We start from the raw sequence: 16,874 nt of genomic DNA on the forward strand, positions 1-16,874 counted from the left end.
GATGGCCGACCTCGTCCTCAGCGAGCTGCACAAGGCCTACGGCGGCACCCGCGCCCTGCGCGGGGCGTCGCTGCGCGCCGCTGCGGGCGAGGTCCAAGGCCTCGTCGGCGAGAACGGCGCCGGCAAGAGCACGCTCGTGAAGATCCTCTCGGGCGCGGTGCGGCCCGACGCCGGCAGCGTCACGCTCGCCGGCGCCGAGCTGCGGCCGCGCTCGCCGCAGGAGGCGCGGCGGGCCGGGATCGGCACCGTCTTCCAGGAGCTGAGCCTGATCCCCGACCTCAGCGTCGCGGCCAACCTGCTGTACGGGATCGAGCCGCGCGTCCGCGCCGGTCGCGTCGCGAGCGGCGCGCTGCACGCCGCCGCGCGCGACGCGCTGGAGCGGTTCGACGTGCCCGCCGGCGACGTGACGCGGCCGGTCCGCGAGCTGCGGCTCGCCGAGCGGCAGGTGCTGGAGATCGTCAAGACGCTGCTGCGCGAGCCGCGCGTGCTCGTGCTCGACGAGGCGACCTCGGCACTGCTGCCCGAGCAGGTCGCGTGGCTGTTCGAGCTGGTGCGCGGGTTCGCCGCCGACGGCGGCTGCGCGCTGTTCATCTCCCACCGGATGGCGGAGATCGAGCAGCTGTGCGACCGCGTCACCGTCTTCCGCGCCGGCGAGGACGTCGGTGCCGGCGCGACCGCGGAGCTGCCCGAGGAGAAGCTCGTCGAGCTGATGCTCGGCCGCACCGTCGAGCGCATCTACCCGGCGAAGGCAGAGGGCGTCGCGGAGGCGCCGGTCGTCTGCGAGCTGCACGGCGTCGGCGCTCCGCCGCGGCTGCGCGGCGTCGACCTGACGCTGCGCCGCGGCGAGCTGGTCGGCGTCGGCGGCCTCGACGGCCAGGGCCAGGCGGAGCTGTTCGGCGCGCTGTTCGGGACCGTCCCGTCGACTGGCCGGGTGCTGCTCGACGGGCGCGAGCTGCGCCCGTCGAGCCCGGCGCAGGCGCTCGACGCGGGCGTCGCGCTCGTGCCCGAGGACCGCGCCGCCGAAGGGCTCTGCCTGACGCTCGGCGTGCGCGACAACGTCTCGCTCGGAAACCTGCGGCGGATCTCCCGCCTCGGGCTCGTCGACCGCGGACGCGAGCGCGCGCTCGTCGGCGACGCCGTCAGGGAGCTGCAGATCAAGGTCGCCGACGTGCGCGACCCGGTCGGCGGGCTCTCGGGCGGCAACCAGCAGAAGGTGCTGCTCGGCCGCGTGCTGGCGCGCTCGCCGAGACTGCTGCTGCTGTACGACGCGACGCGCGGCGTCGACGTCGGCACGAAGTCGGAGATCTACCGCTTGATGCGCGAGCAGGCCGAGGCCGGCGTCGGGGTGCTGTTCTACTCCAGCGACGCCGCCGAGCTGGCCAACCTCGCCGACCGGGTGCTGGTCCTGCACGACGGCGTCGTGCGCGCGCAGCTCACCGGCGAGATCACCGAAGAGGAGATCGTCGCGGCCGCCGTCGGCGGCCGCCGAAAGGAGGCGCGCGCATGAGCGCCACGACCGCGGAGCCGCTCGGCGGCGACCGCTCCGCCAGCGCCCTGCTCGCGCGGCTGCGCCGCGCCGGCGTCGCAGCCTGGATGCCGTACGTCTACGTCGCGTCGCTCGGGCTCGCGATCTGGCTGCTGCAGCCGGCGCTGATCGACGGCCCCGGGGCCGTCGACGTCCGCTTCTCGGCCGTCGTGCCGCTGGCGCTCGTCGCCTTCGGGCAGACGCTCGTGATGTTCACGCGCGGAATCGACCTCGCCGTCGGCGGCGTCATCAGCACCGTCACCGCGCTGCTGGCGACGCGCGGCGCCGACGGCGCGAGCCTGTGGCTGCTGCTGGCAGCCGTCGTCGCGCTCGGCGGCGTCGGCGGGCTGGTCAACGGCGTCGCGGTCGCGGTCACGCGACTGCAGCCGTTCATCGTCACGCTCGCGACCTGGTCGATCTTCGGCGGCGTCGCGCTGCTGATCCTGCCGCAGGAGGGCGGCGCCTCGCCGCCGGCTTTGACGGAGGCCGTGCTCGGCTCGTGGCTGGGCGTACCGAAGGCGCTGTGGGTCGTGCTCGCGCTGCTGGCGCTGTGGCTGTGGCTGCGCGACTCGCGCCTGATCGGCGATCTGCGCGCGATCGGGTCCGACGAGCAGCGGGCGCGGTTGATCGGCGTCCCGATCGCCCGCCGGACGATCCAGGCGTACGTCCTCTCCGGGCTGTTCGCCGCGCTCGCCGGGATCTGGATCGCCGCGCAGACGGGCTCCGGCTCGCCGACGGCCGGCGATCCCTACATCCTCAGCTCGGTCGCCGCGGTCGTGCTCGGCGGGACCAGCATCTTCGGCGGGACCGGCTCGGCGGCCGCCTCGATCGTCGGCGCGATCGCCTTCCTGATGATCCCCGACCTGATCGCGGCGCTGGCCCTGGAGTCGTTCTGGAGCACGTTCTTCCAGGGCGCGCTGCTGGTCGCGGCGGTCACCGTCAGCTCGGTCGCGGCGCAGCTCAAGCGCCGCCGGGGGCGGTCATGAGCCTCGCTCGCCACCGCACGATCCTGACCGCGTACGGCATCGCGCTGCTGCTGTTCGCGGTCGGCACGGTCCACTCGCTCGACTTCGCCGCTCCCAGCCAGCTGAAGACGATGCTGACGTACGCCTCGTTCATCGGCATCATCGGCCTCGGCCAGACGCTCTGCATCCTCACGGGCGGGATCGACCTGTCGGTGCCGTGGACGCTGACCGGCGCCGCGGTCCTGACCTCGGTGATGACCGCCGACGGGCGCCCGCTCGGCGTGACGATCGCGCTGGTGCTGGCGCTGGCGGCGGTCGTCGGGCTCGTCAACGGCGTCGGCGTCGCCTACGCGGGCGTGCCGCCGATCATCATGACGCTGGGTATGAACGGGGCTCTGCAGGGCCTCCTGCTCGTCTACACCGACGGCGGCATCTCGGCCAACCCGCCGCAGCAGCTGACCGACTTCGTGCTCGGCGAGACGCTCGGCCTGCCGACCCAGCTGTGGATCTGGGCGGCGGTGATCGCGCTCGGCTGCGCGCTGCTGTCGCTGACGACGTTCGGCCGCCGCCTGTACGCGATCGGCGCCAACCGCCGCGCCGCGGAGCTGGCCGGCGTGCGCGCTCGCCGCGTGCTCGTCGCGCCGTACGTGCTGTCGGCGCTTGGCGCCGCCGTCACGGGCCTGCTGGTGATGGGCTTCACCGACCAGGCGTTTTTGACGATGGGCGACCCGTACCTGTTCTCCTCGGCGGTCGCCGTCGCCGTCGGCGGCGCCTCGATCCTCGGCGGAAGCGGCCACTACGCCGGCACGGTCGCGGGCGCGCTCGTGCTGACGCTGGTCGCCTCGCTGCTGCCGCTGTTCTCGCTCGGGACGGCGTGGCTGCAGATCTCCTACGGCTTGATCCTGCTGGCCGCGGTCTATGCGGCCGGCCTGAATGTGACACGAAAGAAGAGGGGAAACCCGGATGCATGAGGTCGTGATGCCGGCGATGGGGATGGCCATGTCGGAAGGCACCCTGCTGCGCTGGCTCAAGCAGCCGGGCGATGCGGTGGAGCGAGGCGAGGAGATCGCCGAGATCGAGACGGACAAGGCGACCGCCGAGCTGGAGTCACCCGCCGCGGGCGTGCTCGGCGCCCTGCTCGTCGGCGAGGGGGAGACGGTGCCGACCGGCGCGCTGCTGACGCGCGTGCTGGCGCCGGGCGAGCAGGAGAACGGGGCGGCGCCCGCCGCCGCCGCGAACGGCGGGCGGGCTGCCGTGGCGGCGGCGGCGCCGGCGGCGGCGCCGGCGCCGCCGCCGGTCGCTCCGGTCGCGGGGAACGGGACCGCGCCGCCCGCGCCGCCGCGTGCCGACGCGCCGCGCAGAGCGACCGGCCGCCCGACCGTCGAGGCCGTCGCGGCGCCGCCGCTGGACCCCGACCGTCCGGCGTGGGAGGAGCCGCGCAGGGCCGGCCGCGGCAGACGCCGCTACGAGGTCGTCGGCGCGAACCTCGGGAGACCGGGCGACGACGACGAGCTGGTGGCGCTGGAGCTGGGCGCCAACGATCCCGCGACGGTCGCCGAGTGGCTGGAGGCGATGGCGCTGATCCGCGTCTTCGAGGAGCGCGCCGCGCCGCTCGCGCGCGCCGGCAAGATCCCCGGCGGCATGCACTCCGCGGCGGGCCAGGAGGCCGTCGCGATCGGGGCGGTGCGGGCGCTGGCGCCCTCCGACATCGTGACCAGCACCCACCGCAGCCACCACCACTCGCTCGCGAAGGGGCTGCAGCCGGCCGAGATCATGGCGGAGCTTTACGGCAAGGCCGGCGGCCTGCTCGGCGGTCGCGCCGGGCACCTCCACCTCGCCGACTTCTCGCTCGGCCTGTTCGGCTCCAACGGCATCGTCGGCGCGGGGCTCGGGATCGCGACCGGCGCCGCGGTCGGCGCGAAGCTGCGCGGGCGCGACCAGGTCGCGGTCGGTTTCTTCGGCGACGGCGGCGCCAACACCGGCCGCACGTGGGAGAACGTCAACCTCGCAGCGTCGTGGCAGCTGCCGCTGATCGCGATCTGCGAGAACAACCTCTACGCGGTCGAGACCCACCTGGCGGCAGCCGCCCCGAACACGACGATCGCCGACCGCGCAGCCGGCTTCGGGCTGCACTCGGTGCAGGTCGACGGCCAGGACGTGGTCGCCGTCCACGACGTCGTCGCGGAGGCGCGCGAGCGGGCGCTCGGCGGCGGCGGGCCGACCTTCGTCGAGGCGCTCACCTACCGCTACAGCGGCCACACCGTCGACGACCCGGAGACCTACCGCGAGGCGGGTGAGGTCGAGCTGTGGCGGCGCGCGCGCGACCCGCTCCTGCGCGCCGCACGTGCGTTGGAGGCCGCCGGGGCATTGGAGGTGGGCGGCCTCGACGCCGTCCTCGCCCGCGCGGAGGCGACGGTCGCCGCCGCGATCGAGTTCGCCGAGTCCTCGCCGTGGCCCGATCCGGCGACGGCGGCCGAGGGCGTGTACGGCATCGAAGTCAATCTGGAGGGAAAGCCGTGAGCAGCCGCACCTTGACGCTCTCGCAGGCGTTCGCCGAGGGCGTCGCCGAGGAGATGGAACGCGACCCGGCGGTGTTCGTCGTCGGCACCGACCTGTTCATCCGCGGCGGCCACTGGGCGCAGGTGAAGGGCCTCGGCGAGAAGTTCGGCCGCGAGCGGATCCGCGACGCGCCGATCTCGGAGGCGGCGATGGTCGCCTCCGGCGTCGGCGCCGCGCTCAACGGCATGCGCCCGATCGTCGACCTCAACTTCATCGACTTCGTCTTCGGCGCGATCGACGAGGTCGTCAACCAGGCGGCGAAGATCCGATACATGTGGGACGTGCCGGTCCCGGTCGTGATCCGCGGCACGGCCGGCGTCGCGTTCGGCGCCGCGCAGCACAACAACCAGGTCGAGGCGTGGTTCGCGCACATGCCGGGCTTGTTCGTCGCGACGCCCTCGACGCCATGGGACGCGAAGGGGCTGATCAAGTCGGCGCTGCGCGGCTCGGACCCGGTCGTCTTCCTGATGCACAAGATGCAGACCGGCCTGCGGGGCGAGGCCGGCGGTCCCGACGACCTCGTCCCGTACGGCCGCGCCGCGGTCCGCCGCGGCGGCGCCGACGTGACGATCGTCGGCTACTCGATCATGGCGACAAAGGCGCTGGAGGCGGCGAGACGGCTGGAGGCCGAGGGGATCGACGCCGAGGTGATCGACCTGCGGACCGTCTTCCCGCTCGACCTCGAGACGGTCGTCGCGTCGGTCCGCAAGACCGGCCGGCTGGTCGTCGCGGGCGAGTCGACGCGGATCGGCGGGATCGCCTCCGAAGTCGCCGCGGCGATCCAGGAAGCGTGCTTCGACGACCTGGATGCCCCGATCGAGCGGGTCGGTGCGCTGCACGTGCCGATCCCGCACAGCCCCGCCCTGTTCAAGGCGCTGATCCCCGACGTCGCCGACGTCGAGCGGGCGGCGCGCACCGTCCTCTACCGCGAGCAGCCGACGGAGGTGCCCGCATGAGCTTCGACCCCGTAGGACCGGCCCGGCTCGACGGCCGCGTCGCCGTCGTCACCGGCGCCGCCTCCGGCATCGGCCGGGCGATCGCGACGACCTTCGCCGCGGCTGGCGCCGACGTCGCCTGCCTCGACGTCGCCGCCGACGGCGCCGCGGCGGTCGCCGCCGAGATCGAGGCGCTCGGCCGCCGCGCCGTCGCGGTCGACTGCGACGTCAGCGACGAGGGCGCCGTCGAGGCCGCCTTCGCGCATGTCGACGAGCGGCTCGGCGCTGTCCGCGTGCTCGTCAACGACGCCTTCTTCGGCGTTCGCGCCCATCCTGAGGACGTGGCCGCGGCCGACTGGGCGCGCGTCTACGCGGTCAACGTCCAGGGCAGCTTCCTGTGCGCGCGAGAGGCCGGCCGCCGCATGATCGCGACCGGCGCGGGCGGGGCGATCGTCAACCTCAGCTCGATCGGCGGCACGACCGCGCTCGGGCGCGGCAACGTCGCCTACACCTCCTCCAAGGGAGCGGTCGACGCGCTCACGCGCGAGCTGGCGGCCGAGTGGGGCAGGCACGGCATCCGCGTCAACGCGATCAAGCCGGCGCAGACGCGCACGCCGGCGCTCGACAGGCTGATCGCGGACCCGAACTTCGACTCCGATGCGCTGATCGCGCAGTGGCTGAAGGGCATCCCGCTCGGCGGCCTGATCGAGCCGGGCGACATCGCCGCCGCCGCGCTGTTCCTCGCCTCCGACCAGGCGCGGATGGTCAGCGGCGTGCTGCTGCCGGTCGACGGCGGCAACCTCGCGCTCAACGCGGGTGGGACGACCGAATGGTGAGGAGAGCGATGCCCCGCCTGAAGTTCGTGATGGCCGCGCGCACGTTCAGCGACGTCGAGATCGAGCGCGAGCACCTGCGCGGCGACGACGTCGAGGTGGTGCTGGCGCCGCTGGAGACACCGCAGGAGATCGCGGCGGCGACCGCCGGCGCCGACGGCGTGATCGTCACCGTCGACCCGTTGCCGGCGGCGTGCGTCGAGGCGTTCGCGCCGTCGGTGCGCGTGATCGGCCGCGCCGGCATCGGCCTCGATGCGATCGACCTCGACGCGGCGGCCGTGCGCGGCGTCGGCGTCGTGCACGTGCCCGACTACGCGACCGAGGAGGTCGCGACCCATGCGCTGGCGCTGATCCTCGGCGTGCAGCGGAGACTGCTGCCCGGCGACGCGGTCGCACGCCGGGACTACGGCGCCTGGCGCGAGCTGGCGCCGGTCGCGCCGCTGTCGGAGCAGACCGCCGCCGTCGTCGGGCTCGGCCGCATCGGGCGTGCGACCGCGGCGCTGCTCGCGCCGCTGTTCGGCCGCGTCAGCGGGTTCGACCCGGGCGTGACGGAGGCGCCGGACGGCGTGTCGCTCGTGGCCTCACTCGACGCGCTGCTGGAGGAGGCGGACGTCGTCACGCTCCACCTGCCGCTGCTGCCGGAGACGACGGCGCTGATCGACGCCGCGCGGCTGCGCGCGATGAAGCGCAGCGCCGTGCTCGTCAACGTCTCGCGCGGCGGGCTGATCGACCAGCCGGCGCTGGCGCAGGCGCTGCACGACGGGGAGATCGCCGGCGCGGCGCTCGACGTGCTCGTCGCGGAGCCGCCGGCGGCGGACGACCCGATCCTGTCGGCGCCGAACCTGCTGCTGTCGCCGCACTTCGGCTGGTACTCGACCGCCGCCGAGCGCCGCGCGCGGACGATGACGGCCGACGCGATGGTCGACTACCTCGTCGGCCGCGAGCTGCGCGGCGGCCGGATCGCGCTCGACGGCCGGAGCGCGGCCTCGTGAGCGCGCTCGCGACCCGCCCGCGGAGGCTGATCGCCTCGCCGCTGGCGCGCCGGATCGCCCACGTCCAGGGGATCGATCTCGCCGCCTTGAGCGGCAGCGGCCCGAACGGCCGGATCGTGCGGCGGGACGTGGAGGCGGCGGTCGCGGCGGCCCCGCCCGCAGCGGCTGCCGCTCTCGCCGCCCCTGCCGCGTCCGTCGCTCCGCCGTCGCCCGCCGCCGTTGCGGCCGCCCCGGCCCCCTCCGGCCGCGGCGACTCCACCCTCCAACCCCTCACGCGCCTCCAGCAGACGGTCGCGCGGCGGATGGCGGAGGCGAAGGCGACCGTGCCGGAGTTCCTCGTCGAGACGCGCGTCGCGATGGACGCGGCGGTCGCGCTGCGGACCCAGCTCAAAGCCGCGGCCGAGCCCGGCCGCGCGCCCTCCTTCAACGACCTCGTCGTGAAGGCGTGCGCACTGGCGCTGCGCGACCACCCGCGCGCGAACGGCTCCTACACCAGCGACGGCTTCGAGCTGCACGAGCGTGTCTCGGTCGGGCTCGCGGTCGCGGCCGACGACGCGCTCGTCGTGCCGGTGATCGCCGACGCCGACCGTCTCCCGCTCGGCGAGATCGCGCGCGAGGCCCGCCGTCTCGCGACGGCCGTCCGCGAGGGGACGATCGCCCCGGCCGACCTCGCCGGCGGCACCTTCACCGTCTCCAACCTCGGCATGTTCGGCGTGACCCGCTTCCAGGCGATCGTCAATCCGCCGCAGGCGGCGATCCTCGCCGTCGGCGCGCTGCGCCAGGAGCCGGTCGTGCGCGACGGCGCGCTCGCCCTCGGCCACGTGATGGACCTGGCGCTGACGTGCGACCACCGGATCCTCTACGGCGCCGACGGCGCCCGCTTTCTCGCGCGTGTGCGCGAGCTGCTCGAACGACCCCTGTCGCTGCTGCTGTAGCGGCGACGCGAACCAGACAAGAGAAGGAACAGCATGCGAGTTGGAACGGCGGAGACGCCGCAGGGCACCGTGCCCGTCATCGAGCGCGATGGCGCGCTGCTGCCGATCGGCGACGGCGCGACGCCGCTGGAGGCGCTGATCGCGAGCGGCGCCGCGCTCCACCCGGCGGGAGGGCGGGCCGGATCGCCGCTCGACGCGGGCACGCGGCTGCTGGCGCCGCTGCGGCCGGGCAAGATCGTCGCGATCGGGCTCAACTACCTCGACCACGTCAAGGAGGCGGGGCTCGAGGCGCCGGAGCAGCCGCCGGTCTTCGCCAAGTTCACGACCAGCGTGATCGGCGACGGCGACGAGATCAAGGTCGACCGCGCGATCACGCAGCGAGTCGACTGGGAGGTCGAGCTGGCGGTCGTGATCGGCAGAACCGCATCGCGGGTCGCGGAGGGAGACGCGCTCGCGCACGTCTTCGGCTACACGGTCGCGAACGACGTCTCCGCGCGCGACGTGCAGTTCGCCGACGGCCAGTGGGTGCGCGGCAAGAGCCTCGACACGTTCTGCCCGCTCGGCCCAGTGATCGTCACCGCCGACGAGATCGCCGATCCGCAGGCGCTGCCGCTGCGCACGCGCGTCAACGGCGAGCTCGTGCAGGACTCCAGCACGAAGGAGATGCTGGTCGGCGTCGCCGGGCTGATCTCGTTCTGCTCGCACAGCTTCACGTTGGAGGCCGGCGACGTGATCGTCACCGGCACGCCGTGGGGCTGCGGCGAGTTCATGGACCCGATCCGCTCGCTGCACGACGGCGACGTCGTCGAGGTCGAGATCGAGGGGATCGGCGCGCTGCGCAACACGGTCGCCGACGTGCGCTGAGGCGCGCGTCAGCGACCGCATCCGTATCGGAACATCGGAAGGAGAGAGCCGTGTTCGTCAGGCAACGGAGGACGGTCGTGGCGGCGTGCGCCGCGGCGGCCGGCATCGCGCTGGGCGCCCCCGCGGGGGCGCACGCGGTCACGTCGGGGGACGCATACGCGAACCAGGACGCGAACGCATGCAGCTGGACGTTCGGCACCGCCGGTGTCGAGAAGGTCGTCGCGCTCGCCGGCGGCGAGTTCGAGATGACGAGCCTGAAGAACAAGGTCGCCTCGCCGGCGCAGGAGCTGGTGCAGGGGACGACGGCCTCGGACGAGTTCCGCTTCGAGTGGGACGGGACGACGCTGCGCGGCTCGACCGGCGGCTGGAGCTGCGGTGCCGGCGCGGCGAGAACGGTGACGGTCGGCGGGGAGGAGGCGATCCAGCTCGACGTGACGCTGTCGCGCACCGGCGTCGACGTGACGAAGCGCTACGTCGTCTTCCCGTCGACCTCGCTGATCCGCGAGCAGGTGATCTACAGAAACACGTCCGCGAGCGCGAGAACGCTGGCGAGACCGAGCTTCCTGCACCAGCGGATGCTCGGCGCCGACGCGGCGGCGAACGACGTCGACCTGACCTTCATGACCGGCGCGAGCGCCGGCCACCTCAACCACGGCTCGTGGACCTCGCGCGTCGCGCCGCTGTCGAGCACCTACCGGCGCGACTTCGACAGCTACGACCAGCTCGCGTGCGGCAGCGACGCGCTGGCGCAGAGATGCGCGACGCAGGTCGCCTACAAGGAGACGAGCGCGACCTACATCCCGTGGCTCGACTTCCGCAACGTCGCGCGGGAGGACGGGATCTCGTTCGGGCTCGACCTGCACGGCCGCTGGAAGGCAGCGGTCGGCAGCGTAGACGGCGCGCCGGGCGGCGTGTCGGTGACGCTGCCCAACTTCGACGCCAGCGTGGCGCCCGGCGAGAGCGTCACGACCCCGAGATCGTGGATGCTGACCTACGCCGGCGACCACGACGAGATGACCAACCGGCTGCTCGCGTGGCAGTACAGATACCTGTGGGACTACACGCGCGACCCATACTTCGCGGGCGTGCGGATGCTCGGCTTCTGGCGCGCCGGCGCCTCCGGCTATTACGGCACCGGCGGCGGCTACGACCCGACCGGTCTGCTGCAGAAGGTCTTCGGCCTCGCCGACCACATGCGCCACGTCGGCGCCGACGGCTACCACCGCGACTACGGCTGGTGGGACCAGATCGGCACGTGGAACGGCCCCGACTGGAGACAGAGCCACGACTACCTCGCGAAGTCGGGGATCCGGCAGACGCTCTATCAGCCGACGTACAACTCGCAGACGGGCGCGGCTGCGTACAACGTCAACCCGGCGTGGTGGGCGCAGGGCGTCCCGTGCAGCGAGAACGACGTCTTCGGCTTCAGACTGATCGACCTGTCGATCCCGCTCGCCGCCGACTGGCTGCAGAGAACGCTGGTCGGCAACGCGCAGAAGTGGGGCGACCACGCCTGGCGCAACGACGTCTGCCCGATCGGCAACGCCAACGGCGCGATCCAGCTGAAGCAGAGCGAGGCGCTCGTGAGAGCGAGCCTCGGCTTCCTCGACGCGCGCCCGGACTCCTCGATCCAGAGCGTCAACTCGGGCGGCACCGAGTTCGGCTGGGAGCTGATCCGCCGCTCCTCCAGCGCCAGCTTCACCGACGACAGAGGCGACACCGCGCTCTATGACGCGTCGCGGCTGTTCCCGGTCGACAAGATCTCCGGCATGCCGGACGCCTGGGTCCCGGACCAGTGCTCGGCCGCGTTCAACTTCACGCTCGCGTTCACGCCCGACTACACCGGCACGACGAGCGACCCGGCGAAGCTCGAGTGCCTGCGCGAGGTGGTCGAGCGCTACCGCTACCTGAAGGCCGCCGGCGTCGCCGGCCGCTGGATCCGCTACTACCACCCGAGCGGGACCGGCGTGCAGCGCGCCTGGCTTCAGCGCGTCAGCAGAGACGGCACCAAGAGCATCCTGATGCTCGGCAGAGACCAGACCGGCGCGGTCACGGTCCACCCGAAGGGCCTCAACCCCGGCGACAGCTACACGGTCAGCTTCCAGCTCGGGACGGGGACCGCGGGGACGCGCACCGGCGCCGACCTGATGAGCAGAGGGATCGTGCTGACCAGCCCGCAGACCGGTGAGCTGATCTGGCTCGGCATGCCGAAGCGGCCCGGCGCCGGCGGCGACAGAACGGCGCCGACCGCGCCGGCCTCGGTCACCGCCAGATACGAGACGAACATGAGCGTCCCGGGCGTCGGGCTGACCTGGCCGGCGTCGAGCGACGACCACTTCCTCAGCGGCTACGACGTGCTGCGCGACGGCGCGAGGATCGCCGTCGTCAGCAAGGGCACCTACTACTTCGACCACTCGCCTGCGGCGAGCACCCAGTCGACCTACGCGGTGCGGGCCTTCGACGCCGACGGCAACCGTTCCGCGACGGTCTCCACGACGCCGACCGCGACCGACGCGATCGTGCTCGACGGCGCGGCCGGCGCGCTCAGATACGCCGGCGGCGGTTGGAGCCACCAGACGGGCAGAGTGGAGGCGTACGCCGGCACGCTGTCGGTCTCCTCGACCGCCGGCGACTCCGTCGGCCACGTCTTCGAGGGCTCGGGCGTGACCTGGTACGCGAAGCTCGGGCCGGGCAACGGCAAGGCGGCGGTCACGATCGACGGCAGAGAGCGGACGGTCGTCGACCTGTTCGCGCCCGACGAGACCAACTGGCGCATCCCGGTCTTCTCGCGCACGTGGAACTCGACGGCGCGCCATCGCGTCGAGATCACGGTGCTGCCCGACCGCAACACGCGCTCGACCGGCACCGCGGTCAACGTCGACGGCCTGCGGGTGCGCACGACCCGCCCGACCGTCACCGAGGACGACGCATTCACCTACGGCGGAACGGGCTGGAAGCGCCCGAGCGCCCAGGTCGAGGCGTCGAACCAGAGCATCACCTCGACCGCATCCTCCACCGCGCAGCAGTACGACTTCACCGTCTGCCGCACCGCGTGCGGCGGCTTCAGCGGGACGCAGGGCGGCAGCGACTGGCGCTACCAGGACCTCCGCGGCGGCGTCTGGAGCGACATCGCGACCTACACGCCGAGAGATCCGACCTACGGCCGGATCTGGCACGACACGACGCCCTCGGTCGGCGGCTGGGTCTTCCCGCAGGCGATCCATCCCGGTGAGTCGATCGACACGGCGCGCACGTGGACGGCGCCGCGCAGCGGGACGATCGACATCGCCAGCCGGCCCGCGAAGGACGTCGCGGGCGGCGACGGCGTCGTCGTGAAGGTCACGAAGAACGGCACGACGATCGCCGGCCCGCGGACGATCGCGGCGACCGACAAGGTCGGCGCCGACATGGACCTCGCCGGCGTCACGGTCGCGGCCGGCGACCAGATCCGTTTCGAGATCAACCGCATCGGGACGTACAACTCCGACAGAACGAACTGGGATCCGGAGATCCTCTACCGCCGTCCCGCCGGCGGCTGCGCGCTCGCCTGTCAGTCGTTCTCGGCGCTGCAGGGCGTCGGCGACTGGCGCTACCAGGGCGAGTCGGGCGGCAGCTGGAGCGACCTCTCGCAGTACGGGAGCGCGAGCGCGGACGGACCCGGCTGGAGCGACGGGGCGGGCAGCGGGCCGCGCCTCGTCCTGCGCGACGCGATCCGTCCCGGCGCGGCCGGCGGCGCTGCCCGCGCGTGGACCGCGCCGAGAGCCGGCGTCGTCGACGTCGACGGCGTGCCGGCGAAGATCGACACGGCCGGCGACGGCGTCGTCGTGAAGATCACGAAGAACGGGACGACGGTCGCGGGGCCGCGGACGATCGCGGCCGGCGACACGACCGGCTCGGCCTTCGGGGCGACGGGGGTGACGGTGGCGGAGGGCGACCAGATCCGCTTCGAGATCGCCGCCGGTGCGACGTGGGCCGGCGACCTGACGCGGTGGGACCCGTCGGTCAGATACCAGGGCGCGTGCCAGCTCGCCTGCCAGCAGTTCGGCGACGTGCAGGGCGACCGCAACTGGCGCTACCAGGACCAGCGCAACGGCTCGTGGACCGACATCGCGTCGTTCCTGCCGACCGGCTTCGCGACCGGGCCGACGTGGCACGACGCGACGCCGTCGACCGGCGGCTGGGTGTTCGAGCGGGTGCAGCACCCGGGCCAGTCGATCGACACGGCGCGGACGTGGATCGCGCCGGTGACGGGCACGGTCGACATCGCCTCGAGACCGTTCAAGTTCGACACCAACCCGGCCGGCGACGGCGTCGTCGTGCGGGTGACGCGCAACGGCAGAACGGTGCTCGGACCGCGGACGATCGCGGCGACCGACGGGACCGGGTCGGCGTTCGACCTCAGAGGCCTCGACGTCGCCGAGGGCGACGCGATCCGCTTCGAGATCAACCGCAACGGCACGTACAGCTCCGACCAGACCAGCTGGGATCCGCAGGTCGAGTACACCGCGACGGGCAGAGCCGCCGCGCCGTCGTACGACCCGCTGACGACGTCGACGCCGTCCGGGCCGCTGACCGCGGAGGCGACGGTGACCGGCAGAACGGTCGAGCTGATCGGCCGCCGCTGCGACGCGTGCGGCGTCGTCGACGTCTACGTCGACGGCGTCTTCACCGACCGCGTCGACACGTTCGGCTACCGCGGACCGAACACGTGGCAGGCGCTGCTGTGGAAGCGCAGCTGGGCGACCTCGGCTGCGCGCACGATCAGAGTGGTCGTGACCGGCGCCAAGTCGCAGGAGGCCCGCGGTGCGGCGGTCTTCCTCGACAGCATCCAGGCGACCGGATGATCCTGGACGCAGGCAATCTCGCGGACTATCTGCGGGATCTCGCGATCGCCCCCTCGGAGGGGGCGGTCGCGGTGCGTCCGCTCGGCGGCGGCGTCTCCGGGACGGTGCTGCTGGCGGAGTGGGAGGAGGGCGGCGTCGTCGTCAAGCAGACGCACGAGCGGATGCGGGTCGCCGCCGAGTGGGAGTTCGACCGGCGGCGGGTCTTCGTCGAGCGCGACTGCCTCGAGCTGCTGGCGCGGATCGCGCCCGGCGTCGCGCCGCGGGTCGTCTTCTCCGACGCCGAGCGGTTCGCGTTCGGGATGACGATCGCGCCGCCGGGCGGCGTCGTCTGGGCCGAGTCGTTGCGCGCGGGGGAGACGCGTCCGCGCGCGACGGCCGCCGCGGCCGAGCTGCTCGCGCGGCTGCAGGCGGCGACCGCCGGTGACGGCGCCGTCGCGGAGCAGTTCGGCGACCTGATGCCGCTGGTGGAGGGCCGCGTCGACCCGTTCCACCGCACCGTCGCCCGGGCCCGCCCGGAGCTGACGGAGGCGATCGGCCGCGAGGTGCGGCGGCTGCTGTCGGTTCGGTCCGTGCTCTCGCACGGCGACTTCTCGCCGAAGAACGTGATCGCCTATCCCGACCGCGTGCTGATGCTCGACTGCGAGACGGCGCACTGGGGCGACCCGTCGTTCGACGTCGCGTTCATGCTGATGCACCTGCTGCTCGACGGCAGCCGGCCCGGGCGCGCGCATGCCCCGGCGGCCGCCGACGCGGCGTGCTTCTGGCAGACCTACCGGGCGGCAGGCGGGCTGGCCGACGACGAGCGGGCCGTCGTCGCCGAGCTGGGCTGCCTGCTGCTCGCGCGCGTCTGCGGCAAGTCGCCGCTGCCGACGCTCGTCGAGGGAGAGCACAGAGCGGCGGTCGAGCGCTACGGCGCCCGCCTTCTGCTCGACGGTGCGCTCGACGACGTCGGCGCGGCGCTCGCGCTCGCACCAGACCACCTCGACCACATGGAGCCCGATGACCCCGATCACGATCGCTGAGCTGGACGCGCTGGAGATCCTCGACTCGCGCGGCCGTCCGACGGTGGAGGCGCGGATCACGCTCTCCGACGGCCGCGCGGTGCGCGCGAGCGTGCCGTCCGGGGCGTCGACCGGCCGCCACGAGGCGGTCGAACGCCGCGACGGTGACCCCGCGCGCTACGGCGGTCGCGGCGTGCGCGGGGCGGTCGCGGCGATCGAGGGCGAGATCGCCGCGGCGCTGATCGGCCGCGAGCCCGAGCAGCGTGCCGTCGACGCCGTCCTGCGCGAGCTGGACGGGACGCAGGACAAGTCCCGCCTCGGCGCCAACGCGATCCTCGCCGTCTCGCTCGCGACCGCGCGGGCCGCGGCGCTCGCCGCCGGGCAGCCGCTGTGGCGCCACCTCGCCCGGGGCGGGGAGGTCACGCTTCCGCGGCCGATGGTCAACATCCTCAGCGGGGGACTCCACGCCGGCCGCCAGCTCGACTTCCAGGACTTCCTCGTGATCCCGGTCGCGGCGGAACGCTTCGGGGACGCGCTGGAGGCGGTCGTCGCCGTACACGCGGCGATGGGGGAGCTGCTGGCCGAGCGCGGCCTCGTGACGCTGAAGGCCGACGAGGGCGGCTACGGTCCGGCGCTGGCGGACCACCGCGAGGCGCTGCGCCTGCTCGACGAGGCCGTCCTGCGGGCCGGCTTCGCGCTCGGCGAGGAGGTCGCCTACGCGCTCGACGTCGCGGCGACCCACTTCCACGACCCGGCGTCGGGCAGCTACCGGCTGGCGTCGGAGGGCCGCACGCTCGACCCCGCCGAGCTGACCGCGTACGTTGCGGAGCTGGCCGACGAGCACCCGATCGTGTCGGTCGAGGATCCGCTGGCGGAGGACGACTGGCCCGCGTGGGCGGGACTGACCGCCCGCCTCGGCTCGCGCCTGCAGGTGATCGGCGACGACCTCTTCACGACGAGCCTCGACCGCCTCGAGCGCGGCATCGCCGAGCGCTCCGCCAACGCCGTGCTCGTGAAGATGAACCAGATCGGCACGATCAGCGAGACCGTCGACGTCGTGTCGCGCGCGCGGGCGGCCGGCTTCACCACCGTCATCTCGGCCCGCTCCGGCGAGACCGAGGACCCCGTGCTCGCCGACCTCGCCGTCGGCCTCGCCGGCGGTCAGATCAAGATCGGCTCGGTCACCCAGTCAGAGCGGCTCGCGAAGTACAACCGCCTGCTGCGGATCGAGCGCGAGCTCGGCGACGCGGCCCAGCTCGCACCGCCGCTCGCGCTCAGTCGTCTCTCGGGCAGTGGCGATTTCGGCGTGGACGACCGGGTCGGCGTCTCCTGAACAACGGCGCATTTGCGCTGATCTCGGATCCAAGTTTGATTCGCATGAGGGCAGATAACATCACATTTTTCTAAAAACTAAGCGGCAA

12 protein-coding genes are annotated in these 16,874 nt (G+C 73.4%); all 12 read left to right on the plus strand.

Annotated features, from left to right (window positions below):
- The first annotated feature begins 1 nt into the window (after window position 1).
- From CWOE_RS13685 to eno, 12 genes are read left to right on the plus strand one after another with little or no spacing between them, the layout of a single operon-like run.
- On the plus strand, window positions 2-1,507 hold the full coding sequence (locus tag CWOE_RS13685) for a sugar ABC transporter ATP-binding protein (RefSeq protein WP_012934214.1): 1,506 nt from the start codon (window positions 2-4) through the stop codon (window positions 1,505-1,507).
- Window positions 1,504-2,511: an ABC transporter permease gene (locus CWOE_RS13690; RefSeq protein WP_012934215.1), complete on the plus strand. Its 1,008-nt coding sequence runs from the start codon at window positions 1,504-1,506 to the stop codon at window positions 2,509-2,511. Before CWOE_RS13685 ends, CWOE_RS13690 begins: the two co-directional genes overlap by 4 nt.
- On the plus strand, window positions 2,508-3,461 hold the full coding sequence (locus CWOE_RS13695) for an ABC transporter permease (protein ID WP_012934216.1): 954 nt from the start codon (window positions 2,508-2,510) through the stop codon (window positions 3,459-3,461). Before CWOE_RS13690 ends, CWOE_RS13695 begins: the two co-directional genes overlap by 4 nt.
- The gene (locus tag CWOE_RS30685) at window positions 3,454-5,010 is read left to right on the plus strand and encodes a thiamine pyrophosphate-dependent enzyme (RefSeq protein ID WP_012934217.1); all 1,557 of its coding nucleotides are present in this window, start codon (window positions 3,454-3,456) and stop codon (window positions 5,008-5,010) included. The genes CWOE_RS13695 and CWOE_RS30685 overlap by 8 nt, the downstream gene beginning before the upstream one ends.
- Window positions 5,007-6,005: an alpha-ketoacid dehydrogenase subunit beta gene (locus CWOE_RS13705; protein WP_012934218.1), complete on the plus strand. Its 999-nt coding sequence runs from the start codon at window positions 5,007-5,009 to the stop codon at window positions 6,003-6,005. Before CWOE_RS30685 ends, CWOE_RS13705 begins: the two co-directional genes overlap by 4 nt.
- Window positions 6,002-6,820 (plus strand): SDR family NAD(P)-dependent oxidoreductase, encoded by an 819-nt coding sequence (locus CWOE_RS13710; protein WP_012934219.1) that lies wholly within the window; start codon window positions 6,002-6,004, stop codon window positions 6,818-6,820. The genes CWOE_RS13705 and CWOE_RS13710 overlap by 4 nt, the downstream gene beginning before the upstream one ends.
- An 8-nt stretch (window positions 6,821-6,828) precedes the next feature.
- Window positions 6,829-7,809: a C-terminal binding protein gene (locus tag CWOE_RS13715; protein ID WP_012934220.1), complete on the plus strand. Its 981-nt coding sequence runs from the start codon at window positions 6,829-6,831 to the stop codon at window positions 7,807-7,809.
- The gene (locus CWOE_RS13720) at window positions 7,806-8,744 is read left to right on the plus strand and encodes a dihydrolipoamide acetyltransferase family protein (RefSeq protein WP_012934221.1); all 939 of its coding nucleotides are present in this window, start codon (window positions 7,806-7,808) and stop codon (window positions 8,742-8,744) included. The genes CWOE_RS13715 and CWOE_RS13720 overlap by 4 nt, the downstream gene beginning before the upstream one ends.
- 33 nt (window positions 8,745-8,777) lie before the next feature.
- Window positions 8,778-9,608 (plus strand): fumarylacetoacetate hydrolase family protein, encoded by an 831-nt coding sequence (locus CWOE_RS13725; protein WP_012934222.1) that lies wholly within the window; start codon window positions 8,778-8,780, stop codon window positions 9,606-9,608.
- 50 nt (window positions 9,609-9,658) lie between these two features.
- Window positions 9,659-14,452, plus strand: coding sequence for a hypothetical protein (locus tag CWOE_RS13730; protein WP_012934223.1), 4,794 nt, complete (start codon window positions 9,659-9,661; stop codon window positions 14,450-14,452).
- On the plus strand, window positions 14,449-15,474 hold the full coding sequence (locus CWOE_RS13735; protein ID WP_012934224.1) for a phosphotransferase family protein: 1,026 nt from the start codon (window positions 14,449-14,451) through the stop codon (window positions 15,472-15,474). The genes CWOE_RS13730 and CWOE_RS13735 overlap by 4 nt, the downstream gene beginning before the upstream one ends.
- Complete coding sequence (eno, locus tag CWOE_RS13740) at window positions 15,452-16,786, plus strand: phosphopyruvate hydratase (RefSeq protein ID WP_012934225.1); 1,335 nt, start codon at window positions 15,452-15,454, stop codon at window positions 16,784-16,786. The genes CWOE_RS13735 and eno overlap by 23 nt, the downstream gene beginning before the upstream one ends.
- The last annotated feature ends 88 nt before the right edge of the window (window positions 16,787-16,874 follow it).

Origin of the sequence: Conexibacter woesei DSM 14684, assembly GCF_000025265.1 — a bacterium.
GTDB classification, from domain to species: domain Bacteria; phylum Actinomycetota; class Thermoleophilia; order Solirubrobacterales; family Solirubrobacteraceae; genus Conexibacter; species Conexibacter woesei.

What these genes read in the sequence shown, in the direction of transcription:
- CWOE_RS13725 (WP_012934222.1), top strand. Translation starts at nt 8,778, where the DNA reads ATGCGAGTTGGAACGGCGGAGACGCCGCAGGGCACCGTGCCCGTCATC.
- CWOE_RS13715 (WP_012934220.1), top strand. Translation starts at nt 6,829, where the DNA reads ATGCCCCGCCTGAAGTTCGTGATGGCCGCGCGCACGTTCAGCGACGTC.
- CWOE_RS13695 (WP_012934216.1), top strand. Translation starts at nt 2,508, where the DNA reads ATGAGCCTCGCTCGCCACCGCACGATCCTGACCGCGTACGGCATCGCG.
- CWOE_RS13685 (WP_012934214.1), top strand. Translation starts at nt 2, where the DNA reads ATGGCCGACCTCGTCCTCAGCGAGCTGCACAAGGCCTACGGCGGCACC.
- CWOE_RS30685 (WP_012934217.1), top strand. Translation starts at nt 3,454, where the DNA reads ATGCATGAGGTCGTGATGCCGGCGATGGGGATGGCCATGTCGGAAGGC.
- eno (WP_012934225.1), top strand. Translation starts at nt 15,452, where the DNA reads ATGACCCCGATCACGATCGCTGAGCTGGACGCGCTGGAGATCCTCGAC.
- CWOE_RS13710 (WP_012934219.1), top strand. Translation starts at nt 6,002, where the DNA reads ATGAGCTTCGACCCCGTAGGACCGGCCCGGCTCGACGGCCGCGTCGCC.
- CWOE_RS13735 (WP_012934224.1), top strand. Translation starts at nt 14,449, where the DNA reads ATGATCCTGGACGCAGGCAATCTCGCGGACTATCTGCGGGATCTCGCG.
- CWOE_RS13690 (WP_012934215.1), top strand. Translation starts at nt 1,504, where the DNA reads ATGAGCGCCACGACCGCGGAGCCGCTCGGCGGCGACCGCTCCGCCAGC.